The 14,732-nt window shown below is 65.4% G+C and carries 11 protein-coding genes; 10 read left to right on the top strand and 1 reads right to left on the bottom strand.

Annotation, left to right across the window (positions count from 1 at the left end):
• Nucleotides 1-70: 70 nt before the first annotated feature.
• From gcvP to thpD, 9 genes are all read left to right on the top strand, one after another.
• Nucleotides 71-3,004: an aminomethyl-transferring glycine dehydrogenase gene (gene gcvP, locus IHE57_RS12330; RefSeq protein WP_209373363.1), complete on the top strand. Its 2,934-nt coding sequence runs from the start codon at nucleotides 71-73 to the stop codon at nucleotides 3,002-3,004.
• Nucleotides 3,004-4,263: a glycine cleavage system aminomethyltransferase GcvT gene (locus tag IHE57_RS12325; RefSeq protein WP_209373361.1), complete on the top strand. Its 1,260-nt coding sequence runs from the start codon at nucleotides 3,004-3,006 to the stop codon at nucleotides 4,261-4,263. Before gcvP ends, IHE57_RS12325 begins: the two co-directional genes overlap by 1 nt.
• 100 nt (nucleotides 4,264-4,363) lie before the next feature.
• A complete protein-coding gene (gene gcvH, locus IHE57_RS12320; RefSeq protein ID WP_209326021.1) occupies nucleotides 4,364-4,762 on the top strand; it encodes a glycine cleavage system protein GcvH in 399 nt (132 codons plus the stop codon).
• Between the two features lie 187 nt (nucleotides 4,763-4,949).
• Entirely contained in the window at nucleotides 4,950-6,422 is a 1,473-nt protein-coding gene (locus IHE57_RS12315; RefSeq protein ID WP_209326022.1) for an L-serine ammonia-lyase, read from the top strand.
• 911 nt (nucleotides 6,423-7,333) lie between these two features.
• Nucleotides 7,334-7,729: a diaminobutyrate acetyltransferase gene (gene ectA / locus IHE57_RS12310; RefSeq protein WP_425491448.1), complete on the top strand. Its 396-nt coding sequence runs from the start codon at nucleotides 7,334-7,336 to the stop codon at nucleotides 7,727-7,729.
• Nucleotides 7,730-7,884: 155 nt separating this feature from the next.
• Nucleotides 7,885-9,177, top strand: coding sequence for a diaminobutyrate--2-oxoglutarate transaminase (ectB, locus tag IHE57_RS12305; protein ID WP_209324939.1), 1,293 nt, complete (start codon nucleotides 7,885-7,887; stop codon nucleotides 9,175-9,177).
• Nucleotides 9,178-9,272: 95 nt separating this feature from the next.
• On the top strand, nucleotides 9,273-9,680 hold the full coding sequence (locus IHE57_RS12300) for an ectoine synthase (RefSeq protein ID WP_209324940.1): 408 nt from the start codon (nucleotides 9,273-9,275) through the stop codon (nucleotides 9,678-9,680).
• Nucleotides 9,681-10,038: 358 nt separating this feature from the next.
• Nucleotides 10,039-10,749: a hypothetical protein gene (locus tag IHE57_RS12295; RefSeq protein ID WP_209373359.1), complete on the top strand. Its 711-nt coding sequence runs from the start codon at nucleotides 10,039-10,041 to the stop codon at nucleotides 10,747-10,749.
• 204 nt (nucleotides 10,750-10,953) lie between these two features.
• Nucleotides 10,954-11,862: an ectoine hydroxylase gene (gene thpD, locus IHE57_RS12290; protein ID WP_209373351.1), complete on the top strand. Its 909-nt coding sequence runs from the start codon at nucleotides 10,954-10,956 to the stop codon at nucleotides 11,860-11,862.
• Nucleotides 11,863-12,036: 174 nt separating this feature from the next.
• Here thpD and IHE57_RS12285 read toward each other — a convergent pair whose 3' ends face one another.
• On the bottom strand, nucleotides 12,037-13,530 hold the full coding sequence (locus IHE57_RS12285; protein ID WP_209324943.1) for an alanine/glycine:cation symporter family protein: 1,494 nt from the start codon (nucleotides 13,528-13,530) through the stop codon (nucleotides 12,037-12,039).
• A gap of 339 nt (nucleotides 13,531-13,869) precedes the next feature.
• On the opposite strand from IHE57_RS12285, the gene IHE57_RS12280 reads away from it, so the two are divergent.
• Nucleotides 13,870-14,730, top strand: a complete 861-nt coding sequence (locus tag IHE57_RS12280; protein WP_209373349.1) for a glycerophosphodiester phosphodiesterase — start codon at nucleotides 13,870-13,872, stop codon at nucleotides 14,728-14,730.
• Nucleotides 14,731-14,732: the final 2 nt, after the last annotated feature.

Genomic DNA, 14,732 nt, shown 5'->3' with positions numbered 1-14,732 from the left:
GATCGGGGAGGACACTCAGTGATCAGTGCGTCCTCCATCGGTGGGCGCGACACCGACCCTAGGACGGCAATTGACCAGTTCACTCGCCCATACGACGCAGGAAACAGGGGACACCGCACGCCCCTTCTCCGACCGCCACATCGGCCCCCGCGCCGACGACGTGCAGGCCATGCTCGCCGAACTCGGCTACGATTCCCTGGCCGAACTCTCGTCCGCCGCCGTCCCCGCGTCGATCCAGAATGAGGAGCTCGACCTTCCCGCCGGCCGCTCCGAATTCGACGTTCTCGCCGATCTGCGCGATCTGGCCTCCCAGAACGTCATGCGCACTCAGCTCATCGGCCAGGGGTACTACGACACGATCACCCCCGCCGTCATCCGTCGCAACCTCGTCGAGAACCCCGCCTGGTACACCGCCTACACCCCGTACCAGCCCGAGATCTCCCAGGGCCGGCTCGAAGCGCTGCTGAACTTCCAGCAGGTCGTCCAGGACCTCACCGGCCTCGACATCGCCAACGCCTCCCTCCTCGATGAGGCCACCGCCGTCGCCGAGGCGGTCCTGCTCATGCGCCGAGCCGTGAAGAAGGGGACCACCGTCGTCCTCGACTCCGAACTCCATCCCCAGACCATCGCCGTCGTCCGCGCCCGAGCACGGGCCATGGACTTCCGCGTCACCGTCGCCGACCTCGCCGAGGGCCTCGTCGGCGAAGACATCTTCGGCATCGTCTGCGCCCAGCCCGGCACCACCGGCGCCATCCGCGACTTCTCCGAGGCCGTCACCGGTGCCCACGACCGCGGGGCACTGGTCACCTTCGATGCCGACCTGCTGGCGCTGACCCTGCTCAAGGACTGCGCCTCCCAGGGCGCCGACATCGCCGTGGGCTCGGCCCAGCGCTTCGGCGTGCCGCTGTTCTTCGGCGGGCCCCACGCCGGGTTCATGGCTGTGAAGAGCGGCCTGAAGCGCCAGCTGCCCGGCCGCCTCGTCGGTGTGTCCAAGGACGCCCAGGGCAAGCCCGGCTACCGCCTGGCCCTGCAGACCCGCGAGCAGCACATCCGCCGGCAGAAGGCCACTTCCAACATCTGCACCGCGCAGGCCCTGCTGGCCAACGTCGCCTCGATGTACGCCGTCTACCACGGCCCCGTCGGACTGACCCGGATCGCCTCGCGCGTTCACCGTTTGGCCCGTGCCTTCGCCGTCGCCGCGGACACCGCCCCCGGCGCCGAGGTGACCACCTGGGACTTCTTCGACACCGTCGCATTGCGCGTGGCCGACGCCGAAGCCGCCCGCCACGTCGCCGACCAGGCCGGCTACAACATCCGCGTCATCGACAACGCGACGATCGGCATCTCCTTCGGCGAACCCCACACGGTCGCCGACGCCAATGGTGTGCTCGAAGCACTCGGCATCATCGCCCGGGTCGACGCTGCGGACTTCGAAGCCGCCTCGGCGGGTGCCTTCGGATCCCACGCGGTGCCGGAACCGACCTTCGACGCGAAGTTCCACCGCGACACCGAATTCCTCACCCACCCGGTCTTCAACACCCACGGCTCCGAGACCTCGATGATGCGCTACCTGCGCACGCTCGCCGATCGGGACCTGGCCCTGGACCGGACGATGATCCCGCTGGGCTCGTGCACGATGAAGCTCAACGCCGCCGCCGAGATGGAGCCCATCACCTGGCCCGAGTTCGCCTCGATCCATCCCTTCGCCCCGGCCGAGCAGACCCAGGGCTGGCGCACGCTCATCACCCGCCTCGAGGATTCGCTGACCGCGGTCACCGGCTACGACCGCGTGTCCCTGCAGCCCAATGCCGGCTCCCAGGGTGAGCTGGCCGGACTGCTCGCCATCCGCAGCTACCATGTGGCGGGCGGCGACGACGAGCGCACCGTCGTCCTCATCCCGCAGTCCGCACACGGCACGAACGCCGCCTCGGCCGTCCTCGCCGGCCTCCAGGTCCAGGTCGTCGGCACCGCCGAGGACGGCTCGGTCGACATGGACGACCTCGATGCGAAGATCGAGAAGCACGCGGGCAAGATCGCCGGAATCATGATCACCTATCCCTCGACCCACGGGGTGTTCGAGTCCCAGGTGCGCGAGGTCTGCGAGAAGGTCCACGCCGCCGGCGGCCAGGTCTACGTCGACGGGGCGAACCTCAACGCCATGGTCGGTCTGGCCAAGCCCGGCGAGTTCGGCGGCGACGTCTCCCACCTCAACCTGCACAAGACCTTCTGCATCCCCCACGGAGGCGGCGGGCCCGGAGTCGGACCGGTCGCCGTGCGCGAGCACCTCGCTCCATACCTGCCCGGCGACGCCACCTCGCCCGAACTCGTCGCCGACGCCGACCACTCCGTGACCCCGCCGATCTCCGGATCGATGTTCGGCTCCGCCGGTGTGCTGCCGATCAGCTTCGCCTACCTCGAGCTCATGGGAGCCGAAGGGCTGCGCGAAGCCTCACGGGCCGCACTGCTGGGAGCGAACTACCTCGCGAAGAAGCTGGACGACGTCTTCCCCGTCCTCTACTCGGGCGAGCACGGCCTCGTCGGACACGAGACGATCCTCGACCTGCGCGAGGCCACCGCGAAGTCCGGCGTCACCGCCGAGGATGTGGCCAAGCGCCTCATCGACTTCGGCTTCCACGCCCCGACGCTGGCGTTCCCCGTGCCGGGCACCCTCATGGTCGAACCGACCGAATCCGAGGACAAGGCCGAACTCGACCGCTTCATCGAGGCCATGCGCACCATCCGCGCCGAGATCGACGCGATCGGCGACGAATACTCCTATGAGGAGTCCCCGCTGTACGGAGCCCCGCATCCGGCGACCGTGGTGATGGACGACTGGGACGGCAAGTACAGCCGCGAAACCGCTGTCTTCCCGGTCCCGGGTCTGCGCCTGACGAAGTACTTCCCGCCGGTCAGCCGGATCGACGGCGCCTACGGCGACCGCAACCTGGTGTGCTCCTGCCCGCCGCCAGAGGCCTTCGAAGAGTTCGAGGAAGAGGACAAGTGATGACTGAGAACACGCAGAAGCCCAAGGAGACCCCGCTGCACGCCGAGCACGCCGAGCTTGGCGCCTCGTTCACCGACTTCGGCGGCTGGGACATGCCGCTGAAGTACGGTTCGGAACTGGCCGAACACCGTGCCGTGCGCGAGGCCGCGGGCATCTTCGACCTCTCCCACATGGGCGAGGTGCGCATCACCGGCGCCGATGCCGCCGCCTTCCTCGACTACGCGTTCGTCGCGAAGTACTCGAAGATGAAGATCGGCAAGGCCAGATACGGTGTGATCGTCAACGAGGGCGGGTACATCCTCGATGACCTCATCACTTACCGCATCGGCGATGAGGAGTTCCTCATCGTGCCCAACGCTGCGAATACCCGCGCTGTGGTCACCGCGCTGAAGGAGCGGATGGAGACCTTCCTCACCGATATCGCACCCGGTGCCGCCGTGCGGCTCTTCGACGAGTCCGACGCCACTGCGCTCATCGCCGTCCAGGGCCCGAACTCCGAGGCCATCATCCTCCGCGCCCTCGACGAGAGCGCCGACGGCGAATTCGGCCCGCGCACCGGCACCGGCGACAGCGCGCAGGCCGAGGTCACGGACGCCGTCAACGGGGGAGCCACCTCGGCGGGGCAGGAGAAGATCACCCTCGGCGAGGCGGTGCGCGAGCTCAAGTACTACGCGTGGATGCCGCTGACGATCGCCGGCATCGATCTCATGCTCGCACGCACCGGCTACACCGGCGAGGACGGCTTCGAGCTCTACATCCCGAACATCGGCGCGACCCGCCTGTGGGAGACGCTCGTGACCTCGGGTGCCGACTACGGACTCGTCCCCTGCGGACTGGCCGCACGCGACTCGCTGCGCCTCGAGGCCGGAATGCCGCTGTACGGCAATGAACTCGACCTCGAGACCACGCCGTACGATGCCGGGCTGGGACGGATGATCGGGTTCAAGACGAAGGAGACTTTCTTCGCCCGCGAAGCCCTGGCCGAACTCGGCAAGACCGAACCCCCGCGCGTGCTCGTGGGCCTGACCTCCGCAGGCCGCCGGGCCGCCCGCTCCGGTGCCGCGGTGTCGATCGACGGCGCGGAGATCGGCACCGTCACCTCGGGCCAGCCCTCGCCGACGCTCGGCCACCCTATCGCCTTGGCCTATCTCGACCGGAACCACGCCGAGGCGGGCACCGAGGTGACCGTCGACATCCGCGGCAAGGCCCACGACTTCACCGTCACCGAACTGCCGTTCTACACACGACAGTCCCACTGAGTTCATCCAGGTGAGACCGGTGGCTCGTACACTGGTCTCACCTGCCCGACAACGTCGCGGCCTCCGCCCACCGGCGCAGGCCGCAGAGAAGGAAAGACATATGGCACAGCTGCCCCCGCTCCCTGAGCACTACACCTACTCCGCCGAACACGAGTGGGTCGACGGTGCGGCCGACGAACTCGTCGGCAAGACCGTCAAGGTCGGCATCACCGCCGTCGCATCCGATGCCCTCGGCGAGGTCGTCTACGTCGACCTGCCCGAGGTCGGCGACACCATCACCGCAGGCGAGACGTGCGGCGAAGTCGAATCGACGAAGTCCGTGTCCGACCTCTACACCCCGGTCTCCGGGGAAGTCGTGACCATCAACGAGGCGGCCGTGGACTCACCCGGACTGCTCAACTCCGATCCCTACGGCGAGGGCTGGCTGTTCGAGGTCAACGTGACCGAGGTCGGCGAAGTCATGGATGCCGCCGGCTACGCCGAAGCCAACTCTCTCTGAGGAAACCCTTTCTCGAGAGGCGTCCTCCACACGGAAGCGCGCGCTCTTGAGGAGGGACCACCCCTTTCATGCGGGGTCGGCCGAGGTCGGCACGGGCGTGAGCGCCCGCGCAGGCTTCCCGTGCACGCTGCGTGCACGGTCGCTCGGTCGGCCCCGTCGTCATCCCACCAGAAACGAAGTGATTGCCATGCCATTGAGCGTCTTCGACCTCTTCACCGTCGGCATCGGACCCTCGAGCTCCCACACCGTCGGACCGATGCGTGCGGGCTCGAGCTTCATCAACCTCCTCGGCGAATCGCTGGGATCCGTGGCCGGCATCAAGGTCGATGTCTTCGGATCCCTGGCCGCCACGGGTGCCGGCCACGGCACGTTCGACGCCATCCTGCTCGGTCTCGAGGGCTGCCGGCCCGACCTCGTCGAGGCCAACGAACTCACCGCCCGCCGGACACGGATGTCCGAGACCGGGACGATCATCCTCGGCGACTCCACCGGAGCCGGTGTCGAGCTCGCCTTCACCGAGGACGACATGGTCAAACGACCGCTGACCGTCCTCCCCCGCCACACGAACGCACTGACGATCACCGCCCTCGACTCCGCGGGCGAGACCCTGGCCGAAGAGACCTACTACTCCGTGGGAGGCGGGTTCGTCACCTCCGAGACCGAATTCCTCGAGAAGGAGAGAGCCGCCGAGGCCGAAGCCGCGGGTGGCGCGGATTCGGAGTTCGCGGTGTCCGAGTCCGTCGTCGACGCCGAACTCGAGTCCTCCAGCGGAGAGCTGCCCTACCCGTTCCATTCCGGCGCCGAGCTGCTCCAGCGCTGCGCCGAGACCGGTATGTCGATCACCGAGATCATGCATGCCAACGAGCTGTCCATGCGATCGGAGGAAGAGATCCGGCACGGGCTGCTCCACATCTACTCCGTGATGGAGGAATGCGCTTCGGCCTCGCTGGATCGCTCGGGCTACCTGCCCGGCGGGCTCAAGGTGCGCAGGAGGGCCCATGACTGGTACCTCAAACTCAAGGCCGAGGACCCCGATCGCGATCCCGGCTACTACCTCGAATGGGTCAACCTCATCGCCATGGCCGTCAACGAGGAGAACGCCTCGGGCGGCCGGGTGGTCACCGCACCGACGAACGGTGCGGCCGGCATCATCCCCGCGGTTCTGCACTACGCCCTCAACTACGTCACCTCCGTGGCCGAGGGCGGCGAATCCGCCAAGCACAGGGCCATCATCGACTTCCTGCTCACCTCGGCGGCGGTGGGAGTCCTCTACAAGGAGCGGGCCTCGATCTCCGGCGCCGAGGTGGGCTGCCAGGGCGAGGTCGGATCCGCCTCGTCGATGGCGGCCGGAGGACTGGCCGCGGTCATGGGCGGGACCCCCGAGCAGGTGGAGAACGCCGCCGAGATCGCCATGGAGCACAACCTGGGCCTGACCTGCGACCCGATCTCCGGACTCGTGCAGGTGCCGTGCATCGAACGCAACGCGATCGCCGCCGGCAAGGCCATCAACGCCGCCCGGATGGCGCTGTGGGGCGACGGCCAGCACCGGGTCAGCCTCGACGAGGTGATCGAGACGATGCGTCAGACCGGCGCGGACATGTCCTCGAAGTACAAGGAGACGGCACTGGGCGGCCTCGCCGTCAACGTCGTCGAGTGCTGAGCCCGGTCTCGGCGCGGGAGTGACCCCGCAGGGTGCCTCGGCAGGGGTGCCTCAGCGGGGCAGACCTCGCAGGGTGCCTCGGCGGGGCAGGTCCACCGGGGGAGCCTCAGCGGGGGAGGCCCTCGCAGGGTGCCCACCGGGGGAGCCTCGGCGGGGGAGGCCCTCGCAGGGTGCCTCATCCTCAAACAGCGGTCACGTTCGGATACTTTTCTCGCTGGAAAGTATCCGAACGTGACCGCTGTTTCGGTGCTGACGCATCAGCCCCGTCTGTGGGGCGCTTAGGTGGGAGAAATGGGCGGATTTTCCGCAGGTGGGCCCAGCCCAAAACGACCACTTAAGACGCCGAAGGGCCGGTTGCAGCCGAGGCCCGAATGTACTGCCTGGCCCACCCCGGGCCGCCGCCCGGTCCACTCCGGGCCGCCGCCGGGCGATGCTCCGGCCGCTGCCCGGTCCTCCTCCGGTCCGCCTCGGGGCCGCCGCCCGCGTCGCCTTCCGGATTCAGGCCCCGGAACAGCGCGTGGAACTGCGCCGAAATCCCCGCGCAAACTGACAAGCCTGCTTGCTGTCCCAATTCCGTCCAAGTGACATGGAACACGTGGAACCGCTGTTCCAGGCCGGCGCAAATGTAACGAAACGATAACGAAGCTCCAGCCCGGAATGAGCGCGAAGGAGTGCCCCGTCACATCCCAGAGATGCCATGGGGAAGACCGGGTTCGTTACATGTCGGTGGTTCGCGACGATGGTTGCGAAAGTGCCCCGTAATCGATGGTTGTGGGGTTGACGCTCGATCTCATCCCGTTAGGTTTGTTGGCGTGAGAAACGCACTCGCTGAACCGAAGACGCAAACCGACGTTCGTACTCCCGAGCTGGAGGACGGACAACATCTATGGCGGCTCGCGAAAGACACAGCCGTGCTCGATCTGAACTCCTCGTACTCGTACCTGCTGTGGTGCCGCGACTTCGCGGAGACCTCGGTGATTGCGCGGATCGACGGAGAGCCCGCCGGCTTCATCACCGGGTACACCCGTCCGGAGAATCCGGACACCCTGATGATCTGGCAGGTCGCCGTCGACGAGAAGTTCCGTGGCCACGGACTCGCATCGACCATGCTCCACGAACTGGCCGATCGGACCGGCGCTCTCCGCTTGGAGACGACGATCACCGATGACAACGCGGCCTCGAACCGTCTGTTCCAGGCGTTCGCCGAACAGCGCGGAGCAGGTTTCGACCGTCGACCGCTGTTCACCCCGGACCTTTACCCGGACGGCCACGACACCGAATACCTCTACGAGATCGCACCGCTGTAACGAGCCACACCACGGCGTCGCGCGGAGCCCTGCATCAAGGGAAGCGCTCGGCGTCAGGAGGCGGAAGCGACTGCCCGCGATGAGCGGTTGCGGCCACCGCCTCGGCGCCTGCATAAGTGCAGACGCACAATCAAGAAGTCGAAAGGACTCCAGTGATGACCGAAAGCTCCACACCTGCCAAGCCCGATATCTTCGAAACTCGCGAATCCGCCGTTCGCAGCTACTGCCGCTCCTGGCCCGCCACCTTCGCCCGCTCGCTGGGCGCGAAGCAGTGGGACGAGGACGGCAACGAATACCTCGACTTCTTCTCCGGCGCCGGTGCGCTCAACTACGGGCACAACAACCCTGTCGTGATGAACCCGCTGATCGAATACCTGCAGTCGGGAGCCGTGCTGCACTCGATGGACATGAAGACGCCGGCCAAGCGTGAGTTCCTCGAGACCTTCCAGGACCTCATCCTCAAGCCGCGTGGGCTCGACTACTCCATCATGTTCCCCGGACCGACGGGCACCAACACCGTCGAGGCCGCCCTCAAGCTGGCCCGCAAGGTCACGGGACGTCAGCACATGCTCTCCTTCACCAACGCCTTCCACGGCATGACGCTGGGATCGCTGTCGGTGACCGGCAACTCGATGAAGCGCGAAGGCGCAGGCATCCCGCTGACCAACAGCTCGAAGATCCCGTACGACGACTACTTCGACGGCGAGATCCCGGACTTCCTGTGGCTGGAGAAGGTCCTCGAGGACTCGGGCTCGGGCGTCGACAAGCCCGCTGCCGTCATCGTCGAGACCGTGCAGGGCGAGGGCGGACTCCGTGCCGCTCGGGCCGAGTGGCTGCGCGCACTGTCGGAGCTGACGAAAAAGCACGACATCCTCCTCATCGTCGATGACGTGCAGGCCGGCTGCGGCCGCACCGGTTCCTTCTTCAGCTTCGAAGAGGCCGGCATCGAGCCCGACATCGTCTGCCTCTCGAAGTCGATCTCCGGATCGGGTCTGCCCATGGCGCTGACCCTGTTCCGTCCCGAGCTCGACGTCTGGGAGCCGGGCGAGCACAACGGCACGTTCCGCGGAAACAACCCCGCGTTCGTCACCGCGACCGCTGCGATCAAGAACTTCTGGGCCGACAACGACTTCCAGAACCAGCTCGCCGACACGATCGCCGAGCTGCACCAGCGCCTCGACACCATCGTCGAGAAGGCCGAGGGCGCATCGATCCGCGGACGCGGTCTGCTGGCCGGGCTTCACTTCGAGGACACCGAGGTGGCCGAGAAGGTCGCCGCCTACGCCTTCGACAACGGCCTGCTCCTTGAGACCTCGGGTCCCGAGGACGAGGTCATCAAGATCATGCCGGCGCTGACGATCGACTCGCGCGATCTGCAGGCCGGGCTCGACATCATCGAGGCCGGAGTGCTCAAGTTCGCTCCCGCCGCCGAGGCCGTCCTGGCCTGATCTCAGCTCTGTCCGGGCCGGCGCCGCAGCAGTGGCGCCGGCCCGCCGCATGACGGCACCCCTGAACTCCATGAACTTCACTGAAAGGACCACGAATGTACGTAGTCAACCGCGATGACCTCAATGACACCGACCGCGACATCAAGTCCGAGACCTGGCGCAGCCGCCGCATGGTGCTCGGCAAGGAGCGCGTCGGCTTCTCGTTCCACGACACGGTGATCTATGCGGGAACCACCTCGACGTTCCACTACCAGAACCACGTCGAAGCCGTGTACTGCGTGCAGGGCAAGGGAACGCTGACCGACCAGGAGACCGGTAAGGAGTACCCGCTCCACGACGGTGTCATGTACCTGCTCGACGGTCACGAGAAGCACACCGTGGTCGCCGAAGAGGAGCTGCGCATGGCCTGCGTGTTCAATCCTCCGGTCACCGGCCGCGAGGTCCACGATGAGAACGGCGTCTACCCGCTGATCGTCGAAGACGAAGAAGCACCCGTGAGCTGATCATCCTTCACCCGCCGAGGCGGCCCGAGCGTATTCGCTCGGGCCGCCTTTGTGATGTGGGCTGCGCCTGGAGCGGTGTCACACGCGTGTGCAGCCTGTCGTTTGTGGTCACTCCGCCGAGGAGGGTCCGCCGAAATCGCAGATATGCCTCGGCTCAGTGACCACAAACGCGGCTGCCGGCTTCTCCAAGGCGACTGCACGTGCTCGTTCCGTCGCCGACAATCTGCTCCGAGCTGACTTCATGCGTGGTATTGTTCGGTCATACAACTTTCAAGTTTCGTAACCTGTCGTTGCCGACTCCACTCTCATTGACTCCAACTCAGGCATCTCTTTCGTCCCCTCTTCAGTTGGAGTCTCTATGAAGTTCCTCAAACGAGCCCTCGTGGCTTCGGTCGCCGCAGTTGCTCTCGCCATCGGCCCAGCAGTTTCCGCCGAGGCAGCCAAGATGTCGTTCGACGTCACGAAGCTGTCTGCCAAGAATATGGTGATTGCCAACTCTGATTGCAAGTACTTCGACGTGCATATGAAGTACAAGAAGAAGAACGTGGACTCCTGGTCCGTCGATGCCGACATCGCTGGCCGCTATGGGAACTCGACAACAGCATTCTTCGGTACTTATTCGCGGCCCTACGACAAAGACAGGGCAATGATCTGCCCGAGTCTTGAGGGCCTCGGAAAATACAGGATCGGCCCGTCGGAGATTGATGCGGACTATGACGATGCGGACTATAACTCCTATTGGTACGCCCGCACCGACTACACCAAGGGCTACTTCTACGTTCGCGGCAAGGCCTACGCCTCGCTGTCAACCAAACGCAGCGGCAAGACCGTCACGCTGACCTCGAAGACGAAGGTCTACAACCCGGAGAAGTACGGCAAAGTCACCTACAACCCGAAGGTGAAGTTCCAGGTCAAATCCGGAAGCAAGTGGAAGACCTTGAAAACGGTCACCGCGAAGAAGGGCAAGGCCACGTACAAGGTGAAGTCGAAGACCAAGAAGACCTACCGCGTGACTTTCAGTCAGATCAGCTGGGCGACCGGGGCCACGTCGAAGTCGGTCAAACGCTGACCGTCGCATGAATGACCGGCACTTTCGGGGGCGACCCACCAGAAATGAATCGCCCCGAAAGTGCCGGTCTCGCTGTTCTGGCTCTGACCGGACTACCACCGGGAACGTCCTCCTGTTACGGTGGCCGCACAAGCCGATTTGCCAGGTCGATAAGCGGTCACGACACCGCCTGGCAGTCGGCACATAGCGAAGGAAGGAGAAATGATGACAGCAGTGTCAACTGCAACCACCGCCACAGATCTCTATCCGACTCGCTCCGGTGAGGCCACTGAGGTCCTCCCGCGCACGGGTCCGATCGTCTTCGGTTCCCCCGACGATGGTCCCCTCGAGGCGACGGAGCTCAAGCATTTCGAGGACACGGGCTATCTCACGATCGATCAGCTCATCACGCACGAAGAACTGACTCTCTTCACTGATGAACTCCACAGGCTTTCGCACGACCCTCAGGTGAAGGCCGATGAGCGCACGGTCGTCGAGGCGAAGTCCGACGAAGTCCGGTCGATCTTCGACATCCATCGCACCAATGAGATCTTCAGGAAGATCGCGAACGATCCGCGACTCGTCGATCGTGCACGTCAGATCCTCGGATCGGATGTCTACATCCATCAGAGCCGGATCAACTACAAGCCTGGATTCGTCGGCAAGGAGTTCTCCTGGCATTCCGACTTCGAGACCTGGCATGCGGAGGACGGAATGCCCGCTCCCCGTGCGGTGAGCATCTCACTGTCGCTGACGGACAACTACTCGTTCAATGGTCCCCTGATGATCATGCCCGGCTCGCATAAACGCTACATCAGCTGTGTGGGAGGCACTCCCGAGGACAACTATCGGAAGTCTCTGATCATGCAGGGCGCAGGCACCCCGGACCGTCAGACGCTCAGTGAATTCGCCGACGAATTTGGAATCGATGTGCTCGAAGGCGCCGCCGGGGGAGCGATCATGTTCGACTCCAACTGCATGCACGCTTCGAACGGCAACGTCACACCGTACTCACGCTCGAACATCTTCATCGTGTACAACTCGGTGGAGAACGCCTGCGTGGAACCCTTTGCCGCGCCGAAGCCGCGGCCGGAGTTCGTCGGCAGCACGGACTTCACACCGGCCGGTCGCTGAGAACTCGTACGAGCGTTGAGCCTCTCCGCAGTGTGAGTGCATCAGCACAGGAGGCCCGGTGCCGCAGAGGCGGCACCGGGCCTCTTCCTGTCTGCGGGGCAGGGGAAGGCCGAGCCTGGGTCGGCGGTCGACACGCGTCCGGGCCGGCCGAAGCCCGCACCGCAACTGCAGCCGTCACTGACCGTCGTCACGGACCTTCCTGCCGCGGTCCCGCCAGAACTGCGCGGTGGTCACCTCGTCGGTGCCGTCCCAGGCGTCGACCTCGGTGTTGATGAACTTGAATGTGGGCAGATCGCCCCGACGGAAGATCGGCTCCTGTCCGGCACGGCGCTGGTCCATGTAGTTCTTCAGCAGCGTGAACACCAGCGGCGAGAGCAGGATCAGGGCGAAGAGGTTGATGAGCGCCATGACGGCCATGAAGATGTCTGCCGCGGTCCAGACGAGATCGAGGGCGGCGATCGCACCGATGAACACCGCGGCCATCACGATCAACTGGTACACGCGCAGAGCCGTCCTGTTCGTCGTCAGGTGCTCGATATTGGCTTCGCCGTAGTAGTAATTGCCGAGGATCGACGAGAACGCGAAGAGGAAGATCGCGAAGGTGAGGAAGTGGATCGCCCACTGGCCGAGCTGCCCGCTCAGCGCGGTCTGCGTCAGCTGGATTCCCTCGGCCGAGCTGCCGTACTCCGGGTTCGACAGCAGGATGATGAAAGCGGTGATCGAGCACACGAGGATCGTGTCGAAGTAGACGCCGAGTGCCTGCACGAAGCCCTGCTTGGCCGGATGCGAGGCCGACGCTGTCGCCGCGGCGTTCGGAACGGAGCCGATGCCCGCCTCGTTGGAGAACAGGCCGCGCTGCACGCCGACCAGCATGATCGAACCGAGCGTGCCGCCGGCGATCGAGTGCATGCTGAAGGCATCGGAGAAGATCGTGGCGATCATGCCCGGCACGGCGCCGATGTTCATCGCCACGACGATGATCCCGACGATCAGGTAGAGCCCGGCCATGAACGGCACGAGATAGGCGGAGATGTTCGAGATGCGCTTGGCACCGCCGGCGAAGATCGCATAGGCGCCGACGGCGATGATCAGCCCCGCGATCGCCGTGAACATGAAGTTCGAGTCCTCGACGCCGAATGAGGCGCCGACCGCGTCGACGATGGAGTTCGACTGCACCGTGTTGAACACGATGCCGTAGGTGATGGCGACGATCACGGCGAAGATCAGTCCGAGCCACTTCATCTTCAGCCCGTGCCTGATGTAGTACGCCGGGCCGCCTCGGAAGTTGGGACCGTCCTTGAGCTTGTAGAGCTGACCGAGAGCGGACTCGGCGAAGGCCGTCGCACCGCCGACGATGGCAGTCAGCCACATCCAGAACATCGCCCCGGGGCCGCCGAGCGAGATCGCCAGAGCGACACCGGCGATGTTCGCCGTGCCCACGCGTGAAGCCGCCGAGATGGAGAAGGCGCGGAACGGAGAGATGTTCCTGTTGCCTTCCGAATCCCGTCCGCCGGGCTCCGTCAGCGTGCGGAACATCTCGGGGAGCAGCCGCACTTGGACGACTCCCGTGCGAATGGTGAAGTACAGACCTGTGGGGATGAGAACAGCCACGAGGATGTATGACGAGACTGTGCTGACATTGTCGAACACGCCCTGGAGCATCTCCATCGAACTGAGCCTCCTTCGGCTATCGAGCTGCGGGGATCGGAGGGGCACACGCGAGAACTCCGTCCGTGGTTGGCTCCAGTCTGCCACCTGCCACCGAACCGCGCAGACATCGACCCCTCATTGAGGTGCGCACGACCACAGGTCCGAGGGACGGCGGCGATGGAGGAACAGCGAAGGGAACGTGCAGCTCAAGCACCGCCAGGATTCACGTGGTGTCCATGCGCATATCATCGGAAACTCGATCGTGCCGACTAGTCTGGCCGCCATCGAACTGCACGATCGGACGCCGGAACGGACCCCCGATCACCACCCTCGCAGTCTTCGTGGAGGAGTCCTCACATGCCCATCACCCTCGTGACACCCACTGCCGGATCCGCGTTCCCACACACCGTCGACCCCACCTCTCAGAGCATCGCCGACGCCGTCCGCACCCACGTCCCACCGTTGGTCATCGCACACCGAGGCGCGTCCGAGGAGTGGCCGGAGAACACCATCCCGGCGTTCCTGGCCGGGATCGACCAGGGCGCGGACATGATCGAGACCGACGTCCACATGAGCGCCGACGGTGAGCTCGTCATCATGCACGACACCACCGTCGACCGCACCACGGACGTTCGCACGCTCTACCCGGATCGCACCGACCGCAGCATCGCCGGAATGGACGCGGCCCAGATCGCCGCGCTCGACGCGGGCCGATGGAAGGGTGAGGAGTTCGCCGGAATCCGCGTGCCCCGCCTCGCGGAGGTGCTCGCCCTCGTCCACGACACCCGCACAGGGCTCCTGCTCGAGGTCAAGCACCCCGAACGCTATCCGGGAATCGCCGAGGCGATCGTCGCCTCGCTGAGAGCCCTGCCGAACTATCTCGAGCGGGCACTGGCTGCCGGGATGCTCGTCATCCAGTCGGCTGATTGGGCATTCGTGCGCGAATTCCATGCGCTCGCCCCGGAGATCCCCGTCGGCGTGCTCGGGCGCCCGTGTCCGGACGAACTCCAGGCCTTCTCCGAGTGGGTCGACCAGGTCAACCCCGAATTCATCGCCGCAGATGCCGATTTCCTCCGCTGCGTGCATGAATCGGGCATGTCGAGCCTCGTGTGGACCGTCGATGAGGTCGCCGACATGCGCCGGGCCATCGAGTCCGGAGCCGATGGGATCATCACAAACGCCCCGGACCGGCTCGTCGAGATCGTCGAAGCACTGTGAGG

This window comes from Brevibacterium renqingii (assembly GCF_017808105.1).
Taxonomy (GTDB): domain Bacteria; phylum Actinomycetota; class Actinomycetes; order Actinomycetales; family Brevibacteriaceae; genus Brevibacterium; species Brevibacterium renqingii.
The sequence above is the reverse complement of the archived record's forward strand: the minus strand, read 5'-3'. Positions and strand labels throughout refer to the sequence as shown.

Bases quoted from the DNA above. Each gene is read 5' to 3' on its own strand.
- IHE57_RS12325 (WP_209373361.1), top strand. From the start codon at position 3,004: ATGACTGAGAACACGCAGAAGCCCAAGGAGACCCCGCTGCACGCCGAG.
- IHE57_RS12280 (WP_209373349.1), top strand. From the start codon at position 13,870: ATGCCCATCACCCTCGTGACACCCACTGCCGGATCCGCGTTCCCACAC.
- thpD (WP_209373351.1), top strand. From the start codon at position 10,954: ATGACAGCAGTGTCAACTGCAACCACCGCCACAGATCTCTATCCGACT.
- IHE57_RS12315 (WP_209326022.1), top strand. From the start codon at position 4,950: ATGCCATTGAGCGTCTTCGACCTCTTCACCGTCGGCATCGGACCCTCG.
- IHE57_RS12295 (WP_209373359.1), top strand. From the start codon at position 10,039: ATGAAGTTCCTCAAACGAGCCCTCGTGGCTTCGGTCGCCGCAGTTGCT.
- ectB (WP_209324939.1), top strand. From the start codon at position 7,885: ATGACCGAAAGCTCCACACCTGCCAAGCCCGATATCTTCGAAACTCGC.
- IHE57_RS12285 (WP_209324943.1), bottom strand. From the start codon at position 13,530: ATGGAGATGCTCCAGGGCGTGTTCGACAATGTCAGCACAGTCTCGTCA.
- IHE57_RS12300 (WP_209324940.1), top strand. From the start codon at position 9,273: ATGTACGTAGTCAACCGCGATGACCTCAATGACACCGACCGCGACATC.
- gcvH (WP_209326021.1), top strand. From the start codon at position 4,364: ATGGCACAGCTGCCCCCGCTCCCTGAGCACTACACCTACTCCGCCGAA.